General features: G+C 44.0%; 19 protein-coding genes. 9 read left to right on the top strand and 10 right to left on the bottom strand.

The features are described from left to right. Positions 1 to 30: 30 nt before the first annotated feature. The gene (locus tag ACTXGJ_RS05020) at positions 31 to 966 is read right to left on the bottom strand and encodes a WG repeat-containing protein (RefSeq protein WP_439243247.1); all 936 of its coding nucleotides are present in this window, start codon (positions 964 to 966) and stop codon (positions 31 to 33) included. A gap of 486 nt (positions 967 to 1,452) precedes the next feature. On the opposite strand from ACTXGJ_RS05020, the gene ACTXGJ_RS05015 reads away from it, so the two are divergent. After that, complete coding sequence (locus tag ACTXGJ_RS05015) at positions 1,453 to 2,382, top strand: DMT family transporter (RefSeq protein ID WP_439243249.1); 930 nt, start codon at positions 1,453 to 1,455, stop codon at positions 2,380 to 2,382. A 75-nt stretch (positions 2,383 to 2,457) separates the two neighbouring features. Here the strand turns inward: ACTXGJ_RS05015 and ACTXGJ_RS05010 are convergent, their stop codons facing one another. Further along, on the bottom strand, positions 2,458 to 3,858 hold the full coding sequence (locus ACTXGJ_RS05010) for a solute carrier family 23 protein (RefSeq protein WP_443565298.1): 1,401 nt from the start codon (positions 3,856 to 3,858) through the stop codon (positions 2,458 to 2,460). A gap of 566 nt (positions 3,859 to 4,424) precedes the next feature. On the opposite strand from ACTXGJ_RS05010, the gene ACTXGJ_RS05005 reads away from it, so the two are divergent. Then, entirely contained in the window at positions 4,425 to 5,858 is a 1,434-nt protein-coding gene (locus tag ACTXGJ_RS05005) for an L-serine ammonia-lyase (RefSeq protein WP_439243253.1), read from the top strand. Between the two features lie 109 nt (positions 5,859 to 5,967). Here the strand turns inward: ACTXGJ_RS05005 and ACTXGJ_RS05000 are convergent, their stop codons facing one another. The 3 genes from ACTXGJ_RS05000 to xthA form a co-directional block, all read right to left on the bottom strand. Continuing rightward, the gene (locus tag ACTXGJ_RS05000) at positions 5,968 to 6,366 is read right to left on the bottom strand and encodes a DUF4377 domain-containing protein (protein ID WP_439243255.1); all 399 of its coding nucleotides are present in this window, start codon (positions 6,364 to 6,366) and stop codon (positions 5,968 to 5,970) included. 242 nt (positions 6,367 to 6,608) lie between these two features. Further along, the gene (gene argJ, locus ACTXGJ_RS04995; protein WP_439243257.1) at positions 6,609 to 7,847 is read right to left on the bottom strand and encodes a bifunctional glutamate N-acetyltransferase/amino-acid acetyltransferase ArgJ; all 1,239 of its coding nucleotides are present in this window, start codon (positions 7,845 to 7,847) and stop codon (positions 6,609 to 6,611) included. A gap of 69 nt (positions 7,848 to 7,916) precedes the next feature. Further along, positions 7,917 to 8,738, bottom strand: a complete 822-nt coding sequence (xthA, locus tag ACTXGJ_RS04990; RefSeq protein ID WP_439243259.1) for an exodeoxyribonuclease III — start codon at positions 8,736 to 8,738, stop codon at positions 7,917 to 7,919. Between the two features lie 303 nt (positions 8,739 to 9,041). Between xthA and ACTXGJ_RS04985 the strand changes: the two genes are divergently transcribed. From ACTXGJ_RS04985 to ACTXGJ_RS04970, 4 genes are all read left to right on the top strand, one after another. After that, positions 9,042 to 9,668: a hotdog domain-containing protein gene (locus tag ACTXGJ_RS04985; RefSeq protein ID WP_439243261.1), complete on the top strand. Its 627-nt coding sequence runs from the start codon at positions 9,042 to 9,044 to the stop codon at positions 9,666 to 9,668. Positions 9,669 to 9,999: 331 nt separating this feature from the next. Then, a complete protein-coding gene (locus ACTXGJ_RS04980) occupies positions 10,000 to 11,697 on the top strand; it encodes an AMP-binding protein (RefSeq protein ID WP_439243263.1) in 1,698 nt (565 codons plus the stop codon). A 636-nt stretch (positions 11,698 to 12,333) separates the two neighbouring features. After that, entirely contained in the window at positions 12,334 to 14,031 is a 1,698-nt protein-coding gene (locus ACTXGJ_RS04975) for an AMP-binding protein (RefSeq protein ID WP_439243265.1), read from the top strand. Between the two features lie 223 nt (positions 14,032 to 14,254). Further along, positions 14,255 to 15,946: an AMP-binding protein gene (locus tag ACTXGJ_RS04970; RefSeq protein WP_439243456.1), complete on the top strand. Its 1,692-nt coding sequence runs from the start codon at positions 14,255 to 14,257 to the stop codon at positions 15,944 to 15,946. 112 nt (positions 15,947 to 16,058) lie between these two features. Here the strand turns inward: ACTXGJ_RS04970 and ACTXGJ_RS04965 are convergent, their stop codons facing one another. The 5 genes from ACTXGJ_RS04965 to sohB all read right to left on the bottom strand — a co-directional run bounded on the left by ACTXGJ_RS04965 (position 16,059) and on the right by sohB (position 22,039). Next, positions 16,059 to 16,928, bottom strand: a complete 870-nt coding sequence (locus ACTXGJ_RS04965; protein WP_439243267.1) for an SDR family oxidoreductase — start codon at positions 16,926 to 16,928, stop codon at positions 16,059 to 16,061. 185 nt (positions 16,929 to 17,113) lie between these two features. Continuing rightward, positions 17,114 to 17,893, bottom strand: coding sequence for a histidine phosphatase family protein (locus ACTXGJ_RS04960; RefSeq protein ID WP_439243269.1), 780 nt, complete (start codon positions 17,891 to 17,893; stop codon positions 17,114 to 17,116). A gap of 63 nt (positions 17,894 to 17,956) precedes the next feature. Continuing rightward, on the bottom strand, positions 17,957 to 19,237 hold the full coding sequence (locus tag ACTXGJ_RS04955; RefSeq protein WP_439243271.1) for a phosphotransferase family protein: 1,281 nt from the start codon (positions 19,235 to 19,237) through the stop codon (positions 17,957 to 17,959). 230 nt (positions 19,238 to 19,467) lie between these two features. Further along, a complete protein-coding gene (locus ACTXGJ_RS04950; protein ID WP_439243459.1) occupies positions 19,468 to 20,715 on the bottom strand; it encodes an acyl-CoA dehydrogenase family protein in 1,248 nt (415 codons plus the stop codon). A gap of 343 nt (positions 20,716 to 21,058) precedes the next feature. Next, positions 21,059 to 22,039, bottom strand: a complete 981-nt coding sequence (gene sohB / locus ACTXGJ_RS04945; protein WP_439243273.1) for a protease SohB — start codon at positions 22,037 to 22,039, stop codon at positions 21,059 to 21,061. A 461-nt stretch (positions 22,040 to 22,500) separates the two neighbouring features. Between sohB and aspS the strand changes: the two genes are divergently transcribed. From aspS to ACTXGJ_RS04930, 3 genes are all read left to right on the top strand, one after another. Further along, on the top strand, positions 22,501 to 24,360 hold the full coding sequence (aspS, locus tag ACTXGJ_RS04940; RefSeq protein ID WP_443565313.1) for an aspartate--tRNA ligase: 1,860 nt from the start codon (positions 22,501 to 22,503) through the stop codon (positions 24,358 to 24,360). A gap of 40 nt (positions 24,361 to 24,400) precedes the next feature. Further along, positions 24,401 to 25,360, top strand: coding sequence for a lysophospholipid acyltransferase family protein (locus ACTXGJ_RS04935; protein ID WP_443565296.1), 960 nt, complete (start codon positions 24,401 to 24,403; stop codon positions 25,358 to 25,360). 134 nt (positions 25,361 to 25,494) lie between these two features. After that, positions 25,495 to 26,211 (top strand): glycosyltransferase, encoded by a 717-nt coding sequence (locus tag ACTXGJ_RS04930; protein ID WP_443565312.1) that lies wholly within the window; start codon positions 25,495 to 25,497, stop codon positions 26,209 to 26,211.

Genomic DNA, 26,211 nt, shown 5'->3' with positions numbered 1-26,211 from the left:
ATTGCCCACTTTTACTTTAGGAATTATTTATCAATCACAGCCAACATTGGTTCCTTCTTGATCAATACACATCTTATTACCATTTTGGAGACTGCCGATCCAAGCTTTCCCTTGTTTAAAGACAAAAGAGGGTGCCCCTCGATAGCTACCGCTGCTCGCCACGCCTTCTTCATCGAAGCGAAAAGGAATCACTAGCTCCCCGCCTAAATTCACGAAGCCCCACTTACCATCGACACGTACACCTGCTAAGCCTTCAGAAAAAGGACGCACGGCATCAAACGAATAGGTAATCATAGTAATATTACGCTCATCTACATAGCCCCATTTGCCATCGCGCTGATCCGCTTGCAAAGTCGTAAATGGCGCTGGGTTGGAGCGGTTAGCAGCCGCAGTACTATTGTTTGTGCCGTTAGCATTATTTTGTTGCCTATCACGGCTAGCATCAGAAGTACTGGCAGAATTGACAGGACTGGGATCTGAGATAATATTACCATTTTTATTGAGCCAGCTAATGGCTTGGCCTTTACGCACCCGCGCTTTGCCGCCTTTATAATTATCGATATCGCTAATAGAGGCAGAAAACGGCACTATGATATTGTTAGCAGTATCTATCACTCCGTATTTGCCGTCTTTTTTTACCACAATACGTCCATCTGCTGCCGCTCGTGCCCAGCCGGAAGATTCATCTAACTTATCATAGCTCAGCGGCACTACTTCGCGCCCTTTCATATTCAGATAACCAATTCTGTTACTGCGCTCGACAGGGATCAAGCCGCCAGCCAGCTTATCGGCGTCTACTTGCTGATAGCGCGATAAATCAACGACCCTTTTACCTTGCTTATTGATTAAGGCAACTGGTGCGCCAAAATCTTTAATTGCTAAGAAATAACGACTATCAGCGGTGCAAGAGACGTTTTTGTAATAGCTCTTAGGCAACTTACAGCTAGCAGCTTGCGCAGTTGGCATAACGAGCACCAAGCTAGCCGACACTAATAGTCCTGTAGATAGGCGTTGAGCTGTCAGCGCAGATAGCTTTCTAGATGTAGATCTAAGTAGTGACATAGACGATGTATATACCGGTAAGTTATTAACAAAGGTTGGATTACTATTTTCGATTGCTTTTAAGCCTTAAAACTCATTATAAGCCTGTTTATTATAAACTGCTAAGCCAACAAATAGCGAATATAGCGCCCGGTTCATCATCTAGCGCATCTTAGTAAAAACTTACAACTATTATAATGGACGACCGCTATAAAATTGTTGCTTGCTAGCGTCAAGCAAACCCTAGCTAATAAATTATCGTCATGCCATTTAGATTTTAGGCCAAAAGGTATACACTTGTGCTCTTTTTTAGGCTTATATTCTTATCTTGTATTGTTATAAGTGCAATATCATAGCCATCTGTAAACTAGTCAGCTAAATAAGCAGGTAAATAAGTCGGAGGGAAGCCTTATGACCGATAACTCTACGCGTATGGCCACCATTGGCTTAGCGATAGGTTGTATTATTTTTGGTTTAGGTAGCCTCATTGTCGCCCATGTCGATATTGGTGGCTGGGCCATGTCATTTTGGCGGTTGGCCATTTCAGGGGTGGTTTTTGCAGTTTTAGCGAAAATAGCCGGGCAGCGCATGCCAAGCTCGAGACGCGCTATTTTTTATGGGTTATTATCAGGGGCGTTTTTAGGCTTAGATTTGGCGCTTTGGCATGAGAGTATCTATGCGGTCGGCCCTGGCATCTCAACGCTATTGAATAGCTTACAAATTTTCTTTTTGGCGGCGATTGGATTTTTATACTTCAATGAGCGCCAGTCTATCTTGCAATTGATTAGTCTATGCTTAGCGATGCTAGGAGTTGCTATGATTGGCAGTCCAGAGTTTGCGCAAAACTCTGCCGCCACTTGGGGCTTTATCACAGGTATCGTCTCAGGGGGTATGCTAGCGGCCTCGATGACATTTATTCGTAAGACCCACGATACAGAACCGACACCTATACTAGTGCTAATGCAGCTGGTCAGTATTGGCGGGGTGCTAGCGATGATAATACCTATGCTAGTACTGGATAAGGGTAATATTATGCCCAGCACTTTATCAGAGGTTGGCTGGATACTGGTCTATGGTGCGGTGATGCAGTGCTTGGCTTGGGGCTTGATTGCCTACTCTATTCCCAAACTATCGCTGGCTTTGACCGGTCTATTGTTGTTGACTGAGCCAGTTGCCGCTTTGCTCATTGATTATACTTGGCTAGATAAGCCTATTAATGCTTTGCAATGGACCGGCGCTCTACTGACTATGTTGGCTATCTATTTAGGCTCGCTAAAACCCAAACCTCGGGCTCTACGCCGCTATCGATTTTTTGCGCGGTTTTATAACAAGAAATATTAATCCAAAAAAAAGGGTAAGCCTGATATCAGCCCCACCCTTTTACTCTTAAAACTAAAAAACCTTAAAGATAAGAGATTAGTCCTTTTGCCGATTAAATAAAGCATTGAGCACGATGGCTGCTAAAGTTGCAGTACCTATGCCGCCCAAATCAAAACCGCCTAGATGCAGACTAAAATTACCCGTGCCCATAATAACTGTAACCGCAGCGATGATTAAATTGCTATTTTTACTAAAATCAACTTTACTGTCTATCCAGATTTTTGCCCCAGCGATAGCAATGAGACCGAATACGACGATGGATGCACCGCCCAATAGCGCCACTGGAATGGTCTGAATAATCGCGCCAAATTTCGGTGATAACCCTAATAGCACCGCGACGACACCGGCGACAACAAAGATGGTCGTGCTATAGACTTTAGTGACTGCCATAACCCCAATATTCTCAGCGTAAGTGGTCACTCCCGTACCGCCAAAGCCTGCTGAAAAGGTCGTCGCTAAGCCATCAGCAAAAAAAGCTCGGCCCATATAAGGGGTGACTCGTGCCTTGGTCATGCCCTCTACCGCTTTAAAATGACCTAAGTTTTCGGCGACTAAAATAAAAGCCACAGGTGCAATTAAGACAATAGCGCTGAGCTCAAAGCGCGGCGTATGAATACTAGGCAGACCAAACCATGAGGCAGCAGAGACACTAGTAAAATCAATAGGTGTCCCGTAGCCCATCACGTTGGTAACGATGTAATAGATCACATAAGACAAAATAAGGCCGACTAGCAATAATAGGCGGCGCAGCATACCTCGCGTAAATACCGCTACGCCACTAATGAGCAATACCGTGAGCGCCGCCATCCAAGCATCAAACTGATTGGCTGAGACACCTTGAATGGTGACGGGCGCTAAATTCAGTCCGATAATCATCACGATAGCGCCGGTGACAATAGGCGGCATCAAGCTTTCAATCCAGCCCGTGCCGGTCTTCATAACCAGTAAGCCTACTAGCGCATAAATAAGACCACAGGCCATAATACCGCCTAAAGCCACATCTAAACCGCTATTGAAACCGGTACCTGCATAAGCAGTAACCGCTATCACAGGGCCGATAAAAGCGAAGCTTGAGCCCAAATAGCTTGGCATCCGGCCACCGGTAATCACAAAAAACATGATAGTACAGATCCCTGACATCAAAATAGCTAAATTGGCGTCAAATCCCATTAATAGAGGGGCTAACACTGTCGCGCCAAACATCGCAAAAGTATGCTGAATACCGAGCAAGATACTCTTTGATGGCGGTAAATACTCATTGATGCCAACCGGATTGCGATCCAAGTCACCTTGAAATGGACGCCAAGTGGGAAACCATTTACCATTATTGAAGTCTGGATTGTGCGGTAGCGTCATAGCATTAGTCTCAATACCTGCGGCCTCCAAAGCATTGTGTTCCGATGAGGTTTGAGACGATTGTTCTGAAGGGGGTATCATGCGCGTTTCCTATTTGACCCAACTGCATTATTATGGCTTCTATAAAAGAAGCGTGTGCTGTCATTATTTACCAGTAATGAAGACTCGTGATTCTTGCTAAGTCGTGCACTATGATTCTATAGCAATCTGATGGCTTGCCTTGAGGAACGTTATTAATAATAATTAGTTAACCATCGCAAGTCTAAGCCTTGCTATTTTTCGTTAGTCACATCAATCTATATATGTTCTACTAGGTAAATAAAGATTTTTTCTAAATTTTTTGTACTTACATTTAATATCTTTTATTTTTATTACAGGATGTTACAGCACGGTTAGTGCTCAGCATAATAACGGAATTTTATAGCAAAAAAAAGAGCTGATTTGACGGCTCTCTATACTGAGCTATTCTTAAGTAGCTACTAACGAAACGGTCGGCTATTCGCTAAAAACCTTTAATTGACTATCCTACTCGTGTCCGAATGTTGGTTATTCCTGATAATCAAAATATCTAATAAACAACCCTTTATTTAAGCGCTATCTACTGAACAAGTTAGGCGTTTTTTATTTCATCTGTTGAGTATTTCATTATGATTAGTGTTTTTGATTTATTTAAAATCGGTATTGGTCCCTCAAGCTCACATACGGTAGGCCCGATGGTAGCGGCTAACCTGTTTTTATCTTCACTGCGCGAACAGACTGAACTGAGCACAATAAGAAGTGTTGAAATCGAGCTCTTCGGCTCTTTAGCTGCGACCGGCAAAGGGCATGCGACCGATACCGCTATCTTGCTCGGGTTACTCGGTCATGCTCCTAGCACCATTGACACCCGGCTTACCAGTCAATACCTGCTACCTATATTTTCAGATAAAACCCTTAATATAGCAGGCGAGCATGAGATTGCTTTCGATGTGGAAAGCCATATCCACTGGTATAGCGATACGGTCCTGCCTTATCATCCTAACGCGATGACTCTTAGTGCGCGCTTAGCTGATGATAGTAGCTATCGACAAACCTACTATTCAGTAGGGGGCGGTTTTGTGATCAATGAAGAGGACGCTACCAACCCTGATGACGATCATGCGACACCGACAATAGAAGAGATACCCTACCCGTTTAATAGCGCCTCCGAGCTACTTGAGCGCTGCCAAAAGAACGGCTTGAGTATCAGCGAGTTGGTATTGGCTAATGAGTGTCATTATCGCGATAAAGAAGAGGTACTTGCTTACTTAGATTCTATATGGGATTCGATGCAAGACTGCGTCGCAAGAGGCTGTCAAAATAGCGGTATTTTGCCTGGAGGTCTCGATGTCAAACGCCGTGCCCAAGCGCTATACTTACAGCTATGCGCTGAAAAAGACCGCCCTATCGCCAAAACAGATAAATTAGCAGCGATGGATTGGATCGATTTATACGCTTTAGCAGTCAACGAAGAGAATGCCAATGGTGGTAATGTGGTGACCGCTCCGACTAATGGCGCGGCAGGTATTATCCCAGCCGTAATGCATTACTACCGTGATTTTTTGGCTAACTACAGCCAGGACGGGGCGCGAAAGTTTTTACTCAATGCCACAGCTATCGGTAGTCTCATCAAACAAAACGCTTCTATCTCAGGCGCTGAAGTCGGCTGCCAAGGCGAAGTGGGCTCTGCTTGTGCGATGGCGGCATCGGCTTTGGCAGAGATATTAGGTGGCGATCCGGCAAAATGCCTCAATGCTGCTGAGATTGGTATTGAACACAACCTAGGACTAACTTGCGATCCTATTGGTGGCTTAGTGCAAGTGCCTTGTATTGAGCGCAACGCTATGGGGGCGGTGAAGGCGGTGAATGCTGCTCGCCTTGCCTGCCGCGGTGATGGTCAGCACTTTGTCTCTTTTGATAAAGTGGTTGAAACCATGAAACAAACCGGCGCTGATATGCTCGAGAGCTACAAAGAGACTTCGCGCGCAGGCCTTGCCGTGATTGCAGATAACCGAATCCCAACGGCCAACCACGGGGTCAGCGTCAAGTATAGTCAGTGCTAAAACCATACGCTCATAAAGCAGTTACCATAAAAAAAGCCTCTAATGATTTAGAGGCTTTTCAGTATAAAAATAACAAGTTTAGAGATCAGTTTCAGTCATCTACCTGAGCTTACTCAGCAGTTTTTGAGACGACTTCGTTAAGATACCATACTGGCTTAACAACACCGGCAGCCTCATCAGCGACCGCTTCTTGGCGTACATCTAGCATATAACGGTATCCAGGCTCGTAAGTGAAACCTTGAATGTTACCATTGAATGAAGTGAAGTTTTTCTGATGTGCTTGACGGAATTGTAAGCACTCAGACTTGATCACTTCACCGGTGTTGGCAGTAACATCACAAACGGCTTTAGTAGGAGCGATCTCAAGCTTAAGGTTAGGAATATTAACAACCTTAACGTTTTGTGCTTGGCCTTCGACAACCATAGTACGCTCATCATTAAGATCCATAGTAGAACAACCGGCTAAAGCGAAAGTGGTTGCTAATGCTGCTATTGCTAACTTTTTCATGAACAAATCCTCAATTGATATAAATTATTAATAGTCAGTAAACTAACGGCTATCTGTAGTAAAAACAGATAATCTACAGATAATGCTCAGAGAGATTTAAGCTCTGTTAATTTAATGACTCATATTGATTATAGTTTTTCAAATCAAAATAATTATAGAGCGAGCGAGCATTCTAGCACTATGACTCCTTTGTAACTTAACGTCAAAGTTTGCAACTTTTGTCAATATACTACTAGGCTGAGTTAACTTCGGTAATCGGCATTTATCTTGACGTAATCGTATGATAAATCACAAGTATAAACAGTGTCACTCGCTGTTCCGCGTGCTAGATCGATATGGATAGTAATCTCCGGCCGACTCATAACTTGATCACCATCGGCTTCTTTGTACTCAGGTGCTACGCCGCCGTTTTTACATATCATCACTTCGTCCAAATACACATCGACTTGCTCTGTATCTAAGTCTGGAACGCCGGCATAGCCGACAGCCGCTAAGATACGCCCCCAGTTGGCATCACTAGCAAAAAATGCCGTTTTCACCAGTGGTGAGTGCGCCACCGCATAAGCGACATCGCAGCATTCCTCAGTTGTATTACCGCCGGTCACTTTGACCGTCATAAACTTAGTAGCCCCTTCTCCGTCACGGACGATCAATTGTGCTAAGCGCACAAATACCTCAGTTAGCGCAGTAAACAGCGGCTGATAATGAGGATGCTCAGGGCTATCGATGACATCGAGGCTAGCCTTGCCTGTCGCTATGAGCGCGCAGCAATCATTGGTAGAAGTATCGCCATCTACGGTAATACGATTAAAAGACTGCTCATTAATGGTGCTTAGCATCTCTTGTAATAAATCAGCGTTGATATTAGCGTCAGTGGCCACATAGCCAAGCATCGTCGCCATGTTTGGCCGAATCATGCCTGAGCCTTTAGAAATACCAGTGATATGATAAGTGCTTTTTCTATCATCATCCTCAGCTATCTCAACTTTTTGGCTAGCCAGCTTCGGTAAAGTATCAGTCGTGCGAATACCATTAGCAGCGGCTAGCCAGCTATCAGGCGCTAATTGTTCTAAGCCCTTATCTAAACCCTTAATGACTGCATCGCTATTTAATGGCTCGCCGATGACGCCAGTAGAAAAAGGCAAGACGCTTTCAGTGTCTACTCCTGCCTTAGTAGCGACAGCGGCGCAGATCTCACTTGCTCGGCGCTTGCCATCGCTGCCCGTTCCGGCATTGGCATTACCGGTGTTGATCACTAGATAACGCGGACTAGCCTTTGCAAAATGCTCACGCAGTACTCTGACGGGAGCGGCGCAAAAAGCGTTCTTGGTAGTGACCACCGCGGCGCTCGCGCCTTTGGCAATCTCAATGAGGACCAGGTCATCGCGATCTTTATAGCGCACGCCAGCGGCCGTTGCACTGAGAGTAATGCCATCGATGGGATATATTGTGTCAGGTACTGCCGTATCTCCAACAGCCATAATGCTTCCTCTATAATGATTATTAATTAGGGTTAAAACACTTACTAGAGCTGGTAAAAAATACAGCCCTTACTTGCTTAAATCAAAAGCCGACCAGATCGGGGCATGATCTGAGGGCTTCTCCATCGCTCGCAGCTCATAGCTGATACCCGCATCTGTGCACTGGTTGACTAAATCAGGCGTACATAAAATATGATCAATACGCATGCCACGTTTAGGGTCATCGTTGAAGCCGCGACTACGATAGTCAAACCAACTATAAAAGGCTTCACTATCAGGATAATGTAGACGATATGTATCGATCAAATCGCGAGACATGAGCGCCGCGTACCACTCGCGTTCTTCTGGTAAGAAAGAGGTTTTTCTATTTTTCAGCCAGCGCTTAGCATTCGCTTCACCGATACCGACATCGATATCTTCTGGCGCAATATTCATATCGCCCATAATAATTAGCGTGCGGCCTTCGGCAATTAACACATCAATATAAGCCATCAAATCAGCGTAATAAGCTCTTTTCATCGGATATTTAATTGGATGATCTTGGCTCTCTCCTTGCGGAAAATAGCCATTTAGCACATCAATCTCGCGACCTTCGAAGACATAGCGCGCATGAATAAAACGTTTTTGCGCGTCATCATCTTCGTGCGGAAAACCTTTTTGCACAAAAATAGGCGCAACTTTTGATAAGAGGGCAACGCCGTAATGCGCTTTTTGACCAAAATACTCGACATGATACCCTAGAGATTCGACGTTTTTTAACGGGAATTGCTCATCATGAACCTTAGTCTCCTGCAACCCCATAATATCAGGGTCTATAATGTCTCGTACCGCCTCGAGCTGATGTTGACGCGCGCGAATACCATTGATGTTGAAACTGACAAAACGGACCATACGTTACCCTCTTTATAAATTTTATTTGCCAAAAAATCTGTCTTTTATTTTGCACGTCCTAGTTATAGCCACTAACTATTAAATAATTATCTTTTACTAAGTTTAGCAGCTGGTTTTGTGCTTAGTGCTCAATCGAGCAGTAATCATAACAGAGTTAGCGCGCGCTATCTGTTGCTTGCTGACAATCCTTACGCTAAAGTATTACTATCAAGACGAGACAATCATTACTATGAGCAAAATGATGTACAACCTTTATAAGCCTCTAGTAATAGGCTCCCCTACTATTTATGATTGAGTGTATTTATGACTACAAACCCTAATAACGTTTCGACGATAAAAACAGAACCGCTATTTTCTACTAACTACTCTATATATATCAACCATACAGATGCTGGCGGTATTGTCTACCACGCCAATCATTTGGTATTTTTTGAAAACTGTCGCCGTGATTGGTTTACTAAACTTAATATTAGTGGCTACTTTTTGCAGACTGAAGAAGGTCATATTCAGCATTTTGTCGTGAGTCAAGCGCAGTTACAGTACCATAAGGCCATTTTGTTAGACGAAACCATAGAAGTACGTATCGATAAAGTCGAGCTAAAACCGGCTAGCATTATTTTTTATCAAAGCATTCATCGTCAACAGCCCCTTCCTACTCAGCATTCAAAAGAAAATGGTTTAAACCACTCTCAAGCCAGCTCAGATACTTTGTTAAGCAGTACAAAAATAGTTATCGCTTGTGTCCAAAATCAGCTAAACCCTACTGCATCCAAAAGCTCAGAGACAGCGGCTACCCTAACAGACAGTCCTTTACCCGGTCAATCGGCAGCTCAAACGAATCGGATGACTCCTATAAAGCCCGTTCGTGTTCCCAAAAGCTTGCGTGACACTATCGAGCAAGCTATTGACCAACACAGTAAGCCTTTATAAAGCTTATTAATAACTGCTTAAAATGATATCAATCTCTCTTTAAACTCTAAACCTTCGTCCATTAATGGCAATTTTGTACCAAAGCGCTACTTTTATAGTAATTGTTGCTATACTTTTGAGACTTTTTTGCCTATTATTTAAAGTTACTAGAAAACGGATGAGCGGTAACATTCGTGACATAAAGCGTATTTAAAACGGTCAATTATATGGACGAACGGTTAGGTCACCTAAATATCGCTCTATTATCGTAATCCATTGCTATGCTTGCTAACTGTCTAACCCCTCATGGAATGACCCAATCAAGACTCCCTAAACTTCAAGGACGCAGAAAATGACAATGAATAAACCTTGGCATGCTCGTTATCCAGCTGGTGTACCTAAGACCATTTATCCAGATAATTATGCCAATATAATAGAGCTTTATGAAGAAAGCTTTAGCCGTTATCGCCAGCATCCTATAAGTATCTGTATGGGTGTCACTCATACTTATGGTGACGTAGATGATGCATCATTGGCTATCGCCGCTTGGTTACAAGCGCAAGGCTTGCCTAGAGGGAGCGTAGTGGCATTGATGATGCCAAACGTACCACAGTACTTGCCAACGATGATTGGCATCTTGCGTGCCGGTTATATTTGTACTCCTGTCAACCCTTTATACACTGGCCGCGAGCTGCGCCATCAGCTCAACGATTCTGGCGCAAAAGCCATATTTTTAGTCGATAACTTCGCACAAGCGCTAGAACAAGTCGTCGATGAAACGGCTATCAAGCATATCGTGCTCTCCAAAATGGGCGATATGATGGGTCTTAAGGGTATCTTAGTCAACACTATCATCCGGCAAGTCAAACGTTTAGTACCCAAATATAAGCTCAATGATCCAAAACATGCCGTCACCAAATTCCCGGATGTGCTCAAAAGAGGCAAAAACATGCCTTTTCAAAAGCCAAAAATGTCTTTGGATCAAAAAGCGTTTTTGCAGTACACCGGTGGTACGACAGGCCTATCAAAAGGCGCTATTTTATCGCAGCGTAACGTCGTAGCGGCTGCTCTACAGTCTGAGGCTTGGACGCGCCCTATCACTGGCGAGATCAATGATGTTTATATCAATATGGTGATGGCTTTACCGCTGTATCATATTTTTGCCTTTATGCTGAGTCTATTAGCGGTACGTTCAGGCTATACTTTTATTCTCGTTCCCAACCCGCGTGATATCCCTGGATTTGTCAAAACCTTATCTAAGCAACCCTTCCATATCTTTCCTGCGGTTAACACTTTGTTTAAAGGACTGCTGGATAATCCAAACTTCAAAAATTTAGATTTTAGCTCATTGAAGATATCCCAAGCCGGCGGCATGGCTGCCACTGAACAGACGGCAACGCGCTGGCTTGAAGTGACAGGCTGCGCGATGATTGAGGGTTGGGGTATGACTGAGGGCGTTGCTGTTGGTACTGCTAACGTCGTCACTGATCGTCAGTTTAACGGTACTATAGGAGTGCCAGTTCCGGGCGTCGATATTACCATTATCGATGAAGATGGCAACCGAGTCGGCTTCAACCAAGCCGGTGAGATGTGTATTAAAGGCCCGAATGTCACTTCAGGCTACCTCAATAGAGACAATAGCGACGAATTTACTGAAGAGGGCTATTTCCGTACTGGTGATATTGTCAGTATGGATGAAAAAGGCTATGTTAGATTGCTTGATCGCAAAAAAGATATGGTCCTAGTTTCTGGCTTCAACGTTTTCCCTAACGAGCTTGAAGCCGTTATGCTAGATTATGAAGGGGTCATTGATTGCGCAGTTATCGGCGTGCCTGATGAGCACCAAGGGGAGTCTATCAAGATGTATATTATCCGTAAAGATAGTACGATCACTAAAGAGATGATCAAAGACTTTGCCCTTGATAATTTGACCGGTTATAAATGTCCGCGCTATATCGAGTTTGTCGATGAGCTACCTAAATCCAACGTCGGTAAAGTCCTAAGACAAAAACTGCGCGAAAAACACTTAGAAGACTATCCTACTCTTTAAAACACTCTCTAAAGCAGTAATGATTATATATAGGCCCTTTATTTAGATATAGGGCTTTTTTATGAGAGATTGCTTGTATAAGCATACTTTTATACAAGCGCTTTGATAAAACAACTGGTCAATATGACCACTTATCCATTATTCCTACCCACTCGTCTACTTGACATACATCACATTATAAAATATTAATCAACTTTATATCTATACTCCGAAGTCTTTGTATGTTGTTATCGCAAAAAGCTGAGACTGTGGTAGTGTGTTTCCAAATTATTTCACTATGTTACTGTCTAGCAAAATGACAAAAACCATTATGTCTAAAATTTTAGTCAACAATGATTTTGAATAACAGTTAAATCAGTATGATTTTATAGTGATAATACTTTAAACAGCAACAAGTGCTGTATTGACAGCGCTTAAGAACCGTTCACTCGGGCTCGTATTTACAGAGTAACTAGAATGATCGGTTTGTACATGTACAAAGGCCACCATATGTTAGCAGTCAGTTAATAGATAGGATAGCACTCGATATCATCTAGCTTCGGAGGAAGTAAACGCCATAGCTTCTGATGATATTGACAAGGATGTGACTACTCGCCTATAGAACCTTAACTTATCTCAAATTTAAGGATGCTAGATATGACAGTGAATAAACCTTGGCTCGACCAATACCCGACTAACGTACCTAAGACGGTCAATCCTGATAAATACGGCAATATAGTCGATCTATATGAGGAGTGTTTTGATCGTTTTCGTATGCATCCTATGAGTGTCTGTATGGGCGTTACTCATACTTATGATGATATCGATAAAACCTCATTAGCTATCGCTGCTTGGCTACAAGCGCAAGGCCTACCTAAAGGCAGTATTGTAGCGCTAATGATGCCGAACGTACCGCAATACCTACCTACAATGATAGGCATCCTACGCGCCGGTTATATCTGTACGCCTATCAATCCGCTATATACCGGTCGTGAGCTGCGTCATCAGCTCAACGATTCAGGAGCCAAAATCATCTTTGTCGTTGACAACTTCGCCCAAGCTCTTGAGCAAGTGGTTGATGAGACCGCTATCAAGCGAATTGTGCTCTCAAAAATGGGCGATATGATGGGTCTAAAAGGAATGCTGGTCAATACCATCATCCGACAAGTCAAACGCCTAGTACCTAAATACAAGCTCAATGACCCTAAGCATGAAGTGACTAAGTTTCCTGACGTTATCAAGAGAGGCAAAGAGCTGCCTTTTAATAAGCCAAACATGAGCTTAGAGCAAAAAGCTATCTTGCAGTACACTGGTGGTACTACTGGGTTATCTAAAGGCGCTGTTTTATCGCAGCGTAACGTGGTAGCAGCCGCGCTACAGTCAGAAGCTTGGTATCTGCCGGTGACCTCGGAGATCAATGAGGTCTATATCAATATGGTCATGGCGCTACCGCTGTATCATATCTTTGCTTTTATGCTGAGCTTATTAGGGATGCGTTCAGGCTACACCTTTATATTAGTGCCTAACCCTCGCGATATGCCCGGATTTGTTAAGACCTTATCGAAGCAGCCATTCCATATCTTCCCAGCGGTCAACACTTTGTTTAAAGGCTTATTAGATCAGCCAAACTTTAAAGACTTAGACTTTAGCTCACTACGTATCACCCAAGCCGGCGGTATGGCAGCAACAGAACAGACAGCAGCGCGTTGGTTAGAAGTCACGGGTTGTCCTATGGTTGAAGGTTGGGGTATGACTGAAGGCGTGGCCGCTGGTACCGCTAACGTCATCACCAATCGCGAGTTCAACGGTACTATCGGTATTCCGGTTCCGAGCGTCGATGTCATCGTTATAGATGAAAATGGTCAGCGTCTAGGCGTCCACCAAGCAGGCGAGATGTGCTTTAAAGGCCCTAATGTCACTGCAGGCTATCTGAGCACCGATAGCAGTGGCGACTTCACCGAGGACGGCTACTTCCGTACTGGCGATATCGTCAGTATGGATGAAAAGGGTTACTTCACCCTACTCGATCGCAAAAAAGATATGATCTTAGTCTCAGGATTCAATGTGTTTCCGAACGAGATTGAGTCGGTGATGCTTGATTGTGAAGGCGTTATCGATTGTGCTGTCATTGGTATCCCTGACGAACGTCAAGGCGAGGCAGTCAAAATCTACGTGGTTCCTGCAAACAATAACGTCAACAAAAGCGACATTAAAGAATTTGCTTTGGATAATCTGACTGGCTATAAGTGCCCTCGTTATATTGAGTTTGTGGCTGAGCTACCTAAGTCCAACGTTGGTAAAGTGCTACGTCAAAAACTTCGCGAACAGCATTTATTGGATAATCCGGCTCTATAAACAGGCTAAAATTTATTCATAATAACTAGAGGCCCTTTATGGATATAAAGGGCTTCTTGCTTTGTAAAATCCGAAAAATAGTATAGACTTTTATAGACGTGCTCAGCTCTCATAAGATTTAAGGATTATATCTGTGAGGTTCTGTGGGTTTTAACATAAAACAAATAAGACCCTGTCATTAAGTAATACCTCTCATCCCATTTGTCACTCACTAAGGATAGTAATAATGATGAATAAACCTTGGCTCGCTCAATATCCAGCCAGTGTCCCTAAGACCATAGATCCGGATCAATACTCAAACTTAATAGAGCTCTATGAAGAGAGCTTCGATAGCTTTGCCAGTCAGCCTTTTAGTATTTGTATGGGTGTCAAACACAGCTATGATGACATCAACCAAGCCTCAAAAGCGATCGCCGCTTGGCTACAATCGCAAGGTCTAGCAGCAGGCAGCGTGGTGGCTTTGATGATGCCGAACGTGCCACAATATCTACCGACTATGCTTGGTATTTTGCGGGCAGGATATGTCTGTACGCCGGTCAACCCACTCTATACTGGTCGTGAGCTGCGTCACCAGCTCAATGACTCCGGCGCTAAAGCGATATTTTTGGTGGATAATTTCGCCCAAGCGCTTGAGGAAGTCGTTGATGATACCGAAGTTGAAACTATTGTAGTTTCAAAAGTAGGCGATATGATGGGTCTCAAAGGTATCGTAGTAAATACGCTGCTGCAACATGTCAAAAAATTGATTCCTGAATACAACCTTAATAGCACTAAGCATAAAGTAACTTCCTTGCCTGATGTCCTTAAAAAAGGCAAAAAACTGAAATTAAAAAATGTCGATGCTACTTTAGATCAAACAGCGTTCCTACAATATACGGGCGGAACTACTGGGCTCTCTAAAGGCGCTATCTTGACGCAGCGCAACATTGTCGCTGCAGCTCTGCAATCGGAAGCGTGGTCAGAACCTATCGTCTCAAAGATTGGCGATCAGCAAATCAATATGGTCTTAGCCTTACCGCTCTATCATATTTTTGCCTTTATGCTGAGCTTAGTAGGCGTACGCTCTGGTAACGCCTTTATTTTGATTCCCAATCCACGTGATATTCCAGGGTTTATCAAAACGCTCTCAAAACAGCCTTTTCATGTGCTGCCGGCGGTCAATACTTTATTTAAAGGTCTGCTCGATCATCCTGACTTTAAAAAGCTCGATTTTAGCTCGCTGCACATGTCGCAAGCTGGCGGTATGGCGGCGACCGAGCAAACCGCTTCACGCTGGCTGAGCGTGACACAATGCCCGATGATCGAAGGTTGGGGAATGACTGAATGCGTAGCGGTTGGTAGCTGCAATGTGCTGACTAATACTGAGTTTACTGGCTCTGTGGGTATCCCTTTACCTAGCATTGATATGATTGTTATTAATGAAGACGGTACGCAAGCGGCGGTCAATGAAGCGGGTGAGATCTGTATGAAAGGGCCTAATGTGACGCCCGGCTACCTAAATAGAGATAATAGCAAGGAGTTCACCAAAGACGGTTACTTTCGCACCGGTGACATCGGCAAGATGGATGAGCAAGGCTACTTCACTCTACTCGATCGCAAAAAAGATATGATACTTGTCTCAGGGTTTAATGTCTTCCCTAACGAGATCGAATCGGTGATGCTCGATTGTGAAGGTATATCAGACTGCGCTGTCATTGGCGTTGCTGATGACAGCCAAGGTGAATCGGTCAAAATATATATCATAGCTGACAATGATAAAGTCACCGAAACCATGGTTAAGGAATTCGCTCACAAGAACCTAACTCGGTACAAGTGCCCTAGTCAGATCGAGTTCGTTGATGATCTGCCTAAAAGTAATGTCGGTAAAGTCCTACGCCAAAAGCTGCGAGAAAAACACCTCGCCGATCATGCATAATGGTTAATCAGTATCATTAACAGTCAATCAGTAAAAAGCCCTCTAAAATTAGAGGGCTTCCTTATTATAAAACTAATAAGATTAAATACTTAGATAACAAAAAAAGCAGCTATTAGCTGATCTTACTAACAAGCTGCAAAGGCAAATGCTTCATTGCCTGACCAACGATGGACCAAGGTAAGCTTGGTACGCAAGCTTCCTCGACGCCAGCCTCTATTGCTGCAACGATCGCTTTAGTTCCCGTATCAGCATCCACCTCAAACGGTAATGGTTTGGCGTCCTTATTAATCTCAGTGCGAATGTAGCCTGGGAAAATAGTAGTGACGTTAATCGGTAATTTAGTGAGCATCATATCCGCTCGAATCCCTTCGGCAAGATGTGCAATACCGGCTTTTGCCGCACCATAGGTGGTCATATGACCCGGCAGGCCGCGCATCGCTGACATACTCGAGATCACTACTAAATGGCCTGCGTTTTGCTTTCGAAATATTTTCATGGCCGCCTCACACTGCGCGAGTGCTGAGATGAAGTTGATCTCAGCGGTACGCCGGTTGATCTCAAACCGCCCTTTACCGATACGGCGACTGTCCCCGACGCCAGCATTGACGACAATACGATCTAAATGACCAAAATCTGCAGCAAACTCATCAAATACTTTGAATATTGATTCATAGTCGCTGACATCTAAAATCTTGTATTCCACCTGAATGTTAGGGTGGCTGTCCATAAGTTCGGCCTTGAGCTGCCCTAAACGCTCACCGCGCCGCGCACAAATCGCTAGATTATAGCCAAGTTTGGCAAATAAACGCGCCATGACTTCACCAAGACCTGAACTTGCGCCAGTGACGAGCACAGTTTTGCCTTGTCCTACTTGAGATTTGGTAAGACCGTTTAGATAGCGCGCGGGTTGTATCGCACTAAGCGCTTGCGCTCTACCTTGTTCGGTCACTTTTGTCACTAAGCTCATTAATTTATTTTGCATAGCATTCTCTTCTCATCAATACCGTACGTGTGCGTTTACACCCTTTTAGGGCTTTAAATAATAGGATATATAGATATCATAATATAGCAGTCATATTTTAGATACTCTATTTAGGTGCTAGATTTTAGCTATTAGGTTTTGAGATTCCTTGTCGCTGTTAATCACCCTTTCCTATACTCTAAACCTTAGCGCCAAGTGACAAAACGCTCGCCCGCAGCAAACAGATGGCTATATTCATTTAATGATAACAACCGTGCCGTTTGACCCCTTAAAGTAATAGCAGTCACCCCGGTATTGATCAGCCTCTTATTAAGCTGATAGGCCATCTGGCTATCTTGCTTAAATAACTGCGCAGTAATCGCTGCGATCACTCCGCCTGAGGTAAACACCAGCACTGTCGTATCTGAGCTACTATCTGCATCCTTATTTATAACATTTAATGAGGTCGCTTTATCACATATCTGAGCGAACGCTTGCTGTGTACGCTCATTGAACTGCGTCCAGCTCTCAATATAATCGTTATCATACTCGCCGCCATGCCAGCGCTGCATCGCTTGATCAAACAGCTCAGCCAAACGTAGCTTAGGCACGTCGGCTTTTGCGATCTCCGTAGCTATAGCCGCTTGGCTAGCAAAGGCAGGGTTAGACTTAGTCAACACATCTTGATGGTTAAACTCGTTAAATTCAGCAATCAGGCTATCATCAGAAAAGGCAACGGGAGCATGAACAAGCGAGCTAGACTGATTATGCTCGGCTAAGGCCGCTTGGTAACTGTTTATAAAGTGGCGAGCAGAGTCCTGCTGACGCATTAAATGACCACTGAAGACCGCATCTATACGGCGCTGAGTATAAGCATAATGAGCGCCAAGCATTTGCGCTTGCGTGACCCCTAAATCTGACAATTCATCGTAGTTTTTTTTGCCAAATGACGCTTGACCATGACGAGCCAAAAGTATTGTAATCATAGTAATATTGCCTAATCGTTATATTATTTTAAGAGCTTATTAGCGAAAGAAATTTTTGCTAAATCACTCATCAACTGATTTCGAAGTCGATTCAAAATAACCTTTAGGTAAGATGCTTTTGACTAGCTTTTGTACGGGCTCTGGCAATTGCTCTATCGCAGCTTTGTCCATACCTCTTTCCTCTAAACGCGGCTGTACATGCGTCATAAACAGCGCCTCGCCTTCATACTGAGCGATAAGCTTTAGACATTTAGCATTTAATACATGCACGATGAGCCAAAAGTTCTTAAAAGCTGGGTTTTTGGTTTGTTTATTATAATAGCGATAGTAGATTTGCTGAATAATACCGGCCAAGCGGAATAAGCCAAACACTTCATAAAAAGTCCAGTTATCAATCTCAAGGCCGGTTTTTTCTAAATAATAATTAACGACTTCATCACGAGTCATCATCCCTTTTAGATGAGTTGGCTGACGACGCGATTGCTGCATGATAATATTATCGTCGGCTTCGATCCAATAAGCCAAAGCGCTGCCTAAGTCCATCAAAGGATCACCGAGAGTCGCCATTTCCCAATCGAGCACGCCGATGACTTCGGTTGGATTATCAGCAGCCAAAATCACATTATCAAAACGCCAATCATTATGAATAATACAGGTTTTGCTATCTTCTGGCGTGTGCTTATTTAGCCATTGACGCACGATACCAAAGCTTGGAACGTTTGGCGTTTTTGCTTTTACATAGCGTTTATCCCAACCCGTTACTTGGCGCTCACAGTAGCCCTCACCGCGGCCTAAATTAACCAAATCAGCATGCTCGGTATAGTCCACTTGATGCAGCTCGATCAAAGCATCTATTACATTGGTACAAAGCTCACGCGTCTGCTTTGGATCAAAATCAATCTCTTTAGGCAAATTGGCACGTGGAATAATGCCTTCCATACGCTCCATCACATAAAAATCTGCCCCAATAATATCTTCATCCGTACACAGCGCAATCATCTTTGGGACATATGGATAAGCGTCTTTAAGCGCTTTTTGTACCGTATATTCGCGCACCATATCGTGAGCGGATTTGGCCTTGGTACCTTTAGGCGGACGGCGTAAGATCAAATCTTGATTGTCATACTCTAAGCGATAAGTCCAGTTAGACGCGCCTCCTGAAAATTGGGTGACAGTAGGCTTACCCTGAATATCAACGCCTTGTTCTCGTAGCCAGTCGCTAACAGCGGACGCATCAAGCTCTTCACCTTCTCGCACTTTTCCGCCTTTGTCCAGTACCGCACTGGGTTCTGGCTGCTGGTTGCTCTTAGCATTATCTTCGGTATTTTGTGTATCGGTTGCCATACAACGTTCCTTATTGTTTGTACACTTTGTTTGTATACTGCAATTGTTGAATATTCAACAGACCTTATTTAAAAATTCACTACCAAAAGCTTGATAGTGAATGTTAAGGTATAATATTCGCTAAAGTAAGGGGCATTAGGGTCAATGCTATGGCCTAAATGACCTATTAGCACTTATACTCTATTATGTAGCTCGCTTCTTGTTTAGCGGACTATCATTTAGCTAGCTTCTTATTTAGAAGACTTTGAAGGACGGCGAAAGCCTTGACGCTTCAGCTCTAATTTTGCAATCATCGTTTTATGCACCTCATCTGGACCATCTGCTAAGCGCAGTACGCGGCCTTGCGCATAAAATAGAGGGAGCATAGTATCTTGGCAAACGCCCATACCACCATAAATTTGAATTGCCATATCGGCGACTTCTTGCAAGACAGTTGGCGCCACGACTTTGATCGCTGAGATTTCAGTCAATGCTGCTTTAGTGCCTTGGCTGTCCATCTTTTGCGCGGCATATAGCGTCAATAGGCGCGCTTGGTCAATCTTAATACGAGCCTCGGCGACACGCTCTAAATTACCGCCTAATTGCAACACCGGCTTACCAAAAGCGTTACGACTCATACCGCGCTGCACGGCAAGCTCTAACGATTTCTCTGCTGCGCCAATACAGCGCATACAGTGGTGAATACGCCCCGGTCCTAAGCGGCCTTGCGCAATCTCAAAGCCCATACCAGGTCCACCGATAAAATTAGCAACCGGCACGCGTACATCATTGAAGCTAACTTCGCCATGACCATGCGGCGCATCATAATCGCCGAAGACTTTGAGCATGCGCTCGATTTTGACCCCTTCTGCGTTAGCAGGAACCAAAACCATAGAATGCTGCTGATGACGATCCTTACTCTCATCTGGGGTGTAAGCCATGACGATCAAGATATCAACGGCTGGATCACCGAGACCTGATGACCACCATTTACTGCCATTAATGACGATCTCGTCACCATCAACGACAGCGGTCGCTTCCATATTAGTCGCATCACTAGAGGCGACATCAGGCTCAGTCATACAAAACACCGAGCGCGTCTTGCCTTCAAGCAAAGGCGTCAGCCATTTATCTTGCTGCGTCTCAGAACCATAGCGCCATAATAACTCCATATTGCCACTGTCAGGAGCATTACAGTTAAAGATATGCGGGGCTAATAAACTACGTCCAGTGAGCTCTGCAATTGGAGCATAATCGGTCACCGATAAGCCAGCACCGAGCTCGTCATCAGGAAGAAACAAGTTCCAAAGACCGGCCTCGCGCGCTTGCTTACGTAAGTCATCGTACGCGGCTGGCCACTGCCAATTTTTCCAGTTACCATCCGGGTTCATCTTATGACACTCTTGCCAAAACGCCTCCTCAATCGGCTCAATCTTAGTGGCAATAAAATCTTTGACTTTGGCATGCATGTCTTGACCGTGTTCGGTGGCAGTAAACATCAATGTATCATTGGACATAAGTGATTTCCTTCTCGTTGTTGACTTGTATTATTAGCAGTTAGCTATTAGCTTTTAAAGGCTAATATATTGACGGTGTACGTACGTGTACTGATAACTCTTGCTCTATTTATAACATAGCTTATAGGATTAAACAGCAAAAAAGGCGCGACTGTTTAGGACACGCCTTTTACAAAACATCAACAGTGAAATAGTATATACCTAAATTTATTAAGGATTTCTATCGTTGTCAGTGAGCTCTTCAATACATAAGATCATAAAAGCTCTAAAACGGCAAGCCCCTACTTTATGAAGCGAATGAAATCTAATACATAAAGGCGTAAAATTATTTCAAGATATTCAAACGGCTATTGAGATCGAAACGCGCTAAAGCATCTGGCAGCTTATCAACGGCCATACTCAGTGTGGCTTCTGCCGCTTGCGATAAGCCAAGCTTTTCAGCAAGCGTAGGCTTTTGACGCGAGTGTAGTGCATAAACTTCGTTGGTTTTCATCAGCTCTAACACATAGCTATCAGAGGTTTGCAGCTTATCAACGAGCTTAAGCTTCAGCGCATCTTCGCCATACCAGTGCTCACCATTAGCGACTTTATTGAGGTCGAGCTCAGAGCGATAAGTATTGACGAAGTGTTTAAACAGATCATGAGTTTGCTCAAGCTCTTGCTGATATTTAGCACGATCTTCATCATCGTTTTCACCGAATACTGTCACGGTGCGCTTATAGTCGCCCGCGGTAAACATCTCAAAATCGACATCATTTTTTTTCAACAGTTTATGAAAGTTTGGTAGCTGTGAGACTACGCCGATAGAGCCAATCACCGCAAAAGGCGCTGCAATAATTTTATCAGCAACACAAGCCATCATATAACCACCACTGGCGGCGATTTTATCGACACAGACAGTGAGCTTAAGACCAGCATCTTTGAGACGCACCAATTGCGCCGCTGCAAGGCCATAGCTATGCACCATACCGCCACCAGACTCTAGGCGGATAATAACCTCATCGCCTTCATTGGCAGTACTGATAAGGGTGCTAATCTCTTCACGCAAATGCTTAACAGCAGAGGCTTTAATATCACCATCAAAATCGAGTACAAATACTTGCTGGCTGTTGTTTTTACTTTTAGACTTGTTTTTAGATTTAGCTTTTAGCGCTTGCTTGGCTTTTTTTGCCATGCTCTTTTTGAGCTGCTTGAGCGCGGCTTTGCCTTGGGTCGCTTCCATTAAGTCTTCGCGGCGCTGCTGCTGAGTTTTATTCAAGTGCATGACTTTGAGCTCGACAGGGTTTTTTGGCGGGTGAAATAGCATATCAAGTCTTCCTTTGAGTTAATTTTAGAGGTTTTAGATGAACCATTCTTGTTGCAATAGCTGTAGTTATTTTGAGGTGAAGCTGATATGCGCTCACTGCGCACTATTTTCAAGCGTGATTACTATATAATAGTTACAAAATAATAGTTACAAAAGCCTAATCACTTTGAATGATGGGTGTCAAACAAGCATTCTATTCTTTGATCTGTGCTATTTAGAGATCCTATTCTCATTAGCAAGCACAGTTGTATAACAAACGTACTTTAGGCATAATATGCGTTTAAAATAAATTTAATACAGCCTACGCGCAGACTATCCGTCTTTATAGCGCTGACTGGCTGTTTTTGCAATTGACTATCTTAATATCAAATATCGTTTGAAAGCCTCACTGGTATTTTTAAACGGGTATTTTTTTGAATCGGGCACATAACTGGATAACCTTGACTATGACTGACAGCACTATGAAACCTAGTACTATTACGCAAAAAGACCTCGCCGTACACAGTGGCTATCGCGACGAATATTGCGGTGCTGTGACTGAAGATTTATTAGAGCAGACGATCACTATCGTCGGTTGGGTACATCGCCGCCGCGATCATGGTGGGGTGATCTTTTTAGACATGCGCGATCGTGCCGGTATCTTGCAGGTCGTGGTCGATCCCGATACGCCCGAAGCCTTTGCTACTGCTGATGCTGTTCGTCCTGAGTATGTTCTTAAAATTACTGGCCGTGTCCGTCGTCGTTACGAAGGTACTGAAAATAAGAATATGACCAGCGGTCAAGTCGAGCTATTGGGCAAAGAAATTGAAGTTTTAGCAAAGTCAGAGACCCCTCCCTTCCCGCTCAATGACGAAAATATGACCGTCTCTGAGGACTTACGCCTTAAGTATCGCTACCTTGATATGCGCCGCCCTGAGATGCAAGAGCGTATGGTGTTCCGTGCTAAGGCCACCTCAGCGATTCGTCGTTATCTCGATGACCATGGCTTCTTGGATGTTGAAACGCCTATTTTGACTCGCGCAACGCCAGAAGGTGCGCGTGACTATCTAGTGCCTTCGCGTACGCGTCCGGGTAACTTTTTTGCGCTGCCGCAGTCGCCGCAACTGTTTAAGCAGCTATTAATGGTGTCGGGTTTTGACCGCTATTATCAGATCGCTAAGTGCTTCCGTGACGAAGATCTGCGTGCTGATCGTCAGCCTGAATTTACCCAAGTTGATATTGAGACTTCTTTCTTGAATGAAGAAGAGATCATGTCTATCAATGAAGGTCTAATAAAGCATGTGTTCAAAACTATGCTAGATGTTGATTTTGAAGCTTTCCCGCGTATGACTTATGCTGAGGCAATGCGTGATTATGCATCAGACAAGCCTGATCTGCGTATTCCATTAAAGCTACAAGACGTTGCCGACTTGATGCAAGAGGTTGATTTCAAAGTCTTTGCTGGTCCTGCTAACGATCCAAAAGGTCGCGTAGCTGCGCTACGTATTCCGAATGGTGCGTCATTAAGCCGCAAGCAGATCGATGAGTATACTAAGTTTGTTAGCATCTACGGCGCGCGTGGTTTGGCTTATATCAAAGTCAATGACGCAAGCAACATTAACAATGGCGTGGATAAAGATTCAGGCCTTCAATCACCTATTATCAAGAATATGACTGATGAAGTCTTAGCCAGCCTAATTGAGCGCACTGAGGCAAAAGATGGCGACATTATCTTCTTTGGTGCGGACAAAGCTAGTATCGTTAATGACGCTATGGGCGCGCTACGTCAAAAAATCGGCCTGGATATGGAGATGACGACTTGCGAGTGGGCACCGCTTTGGGTTACTGACTTTCCGATGTTTGAAGAGACGGATGACGGTCAATGGACGTCCATGCACCATCCTTTCACTAAACCTAAAGGTTCAGTGCAAGAGCTTAAGGACAATCCAGCTAACGCGCTCTCTATCGCTTATGATATGGTGCTAAACGGTACTGAAATTGGCGGTGGTAGCCTACGCATCAATACCTATGACATGCAGCAAGCGGTACTTGAAGCTCTAGGAATTGGCGAACAAGAAGCGGAAGATAAATTTGGCTTCTTACTTGATGCGCTAAAATTTGGTGCGCCGCCGCATGGTGGTCTTGCCTTTGGTTTGGATCGCTTAATTATGCTGATGGTCGGCGCCAGTTCTATCCGTGACGTAATCGCCTTTCCAAAAACCAAAACTGCTGAAGATCCGTTGACTCAAGCTCCTGCTCCCGTTGATGGTAAACAACTACGTGATCTAGGTATCCGCCTGCGTGAAAAAACACAAGCAGATACGACTAAGCCTGCTCAGTAGATGATCTGGTGATGAGTTTCTCTTTTTGCTGTGATTCATTATGAATCCGTATCAGATATTCAAATACGTGCCTTTATCTGTATTGCAGATGCTGGCACGTATTGCTGCTAGGATAATGATGCGCCTGCCGAACTTGAGTATCGTTCGTACTATCAAGATTAATATGGCGCTCATCGAACCTGCCTTAACGATAAAACAAAAAAAAACCATTATTAAAGATATCGTCTGTCATCAGTGTCTAAGTAGTGTTGAGTCCATCAAGAGCTGGGCGATGCCTCCTGAATGGAGTATTGAGCAGATACGTGAAGTGCATAATAAAGAGATACTATTAGAGGGCTTAGCCAATCCTAACGGAATGCTCGCTATTGTTCCTCACCTTGGTACTTGGGAGATGATGAACGCTTGGCTCAATCAATTTGGCTCGCCAACGATTATGTACAAGCCGGTCAAAGACAAACTCACTGATGATTTTGTCTTACAAGGTCGTGCACGCCTTAACGCCACTTTAGTACCTACCGATAGTAGCGGTGTCAAAGCCATCTTTAAAACGCTTAAACAAGGTGGTTTTAGTATTATCTTACCCGACCATGTTCCTGACCCATCAGGTGGAGTGATTGTACCCTTCTTTGGCGTTGAGACCTTGACCAGTACCCTCGCCCCCAAGCTAGCTAGCAAGACTAAGTGCGCCCTAGTCGGTCTGTCTTGTATTCGCCGTGATGACAATCGCGGCTTCGATATTCATTGCTATAAGCTTAACAATCCAGCACTGTATGAGCGCAATACAGAAGTCGCTACTCATGCTCTGAATCTTGCAATGCAAGAGATGATTGAAGATAAATGTAGTCATTACATGTGGGGCTATCGCCGCTTCAAACATATCCCTATCTTACAAAACCCTTATACTGCTAGCACAAGCGCACTAGCAGAATTTATTCGTAGCAATCAGGCTACAACTTCTAATCCCCCTTTTGAAACTGATAACACCCTCAATAATGAGTAATGACTTCTACTCTAAAAACCCTATTTCATTGATATAAGTACGAATACATTATGGTAACTGACAGGATACTAGATTCATCAAACGCGCAAACGCTAGATAAACGCCAAGGCGCTGAGACACGCTATATCATTTGTATGAAATGGGGTGATAAATATGGTCCAGAATATGTCAATCGTCTTTATAGTATGGTTAGTCGCCATTTGACTTTAGAGTTTCAGATGGTTTGCTTGACGGATGATAGTACAGGTATTGATGCGGCGGTGCAGTGCTATCCTATACCAGAGATGGACTTACCAGCAGGGCCGGAGCGAGGCTGGAAAAAACTCACGACTTTTAAACCTGAGCTTTATGACCTCAAAGGTGTCGCGCTATTTTTAGACATTGACATCGTCATTGTCAATAATATCGATAGCTTTTTTACTTATGAAGCGAAGCATGCAGATAGCGTGATTATCATCCGTGACTGGAAAAAGCCTTGGCGGATGATTGGTAACAGTTCAGTCTATCGCTTCAATATTGGTCTGGGTACTTACCCAAACTTACTGGCTAACTTTGAGCGTAATTTTGACACTATTCGCACGCAGGTGCGTCACGAGCAGGCTTATTTATCTAATTATTTGCGCGAGCATCATCACTTAGAGTATTGGCCCAAGCAATGGTGCGTGAGCTTTAAATATCAATGCATCGCCCCTATTCCATTTAATTTGGTGCGTGCGCCTAAGTTGCCTGAGGGCGCGAAGATGGTTATTTTCCATGGCGAAATCAATCCACCAGACGCTATAAAAGGTGGCGGCGGCAAATGGTATCGTCATGTCAAACCTAGCCCTTGGCTTCAAGAGCACTGGCAATGA

Source organism: Psychrobacter sp. 1Y11 (assembly GCF_052259045.1).
GTDB lineage: Bacteria > Pseudomonadota > Gammaproteobacteria > Pseudomonadales > Moraxellaceae > Psychrobacter.
This window is presented reverse-complemented; position numbering and strand designations above follow the sequence as displayed.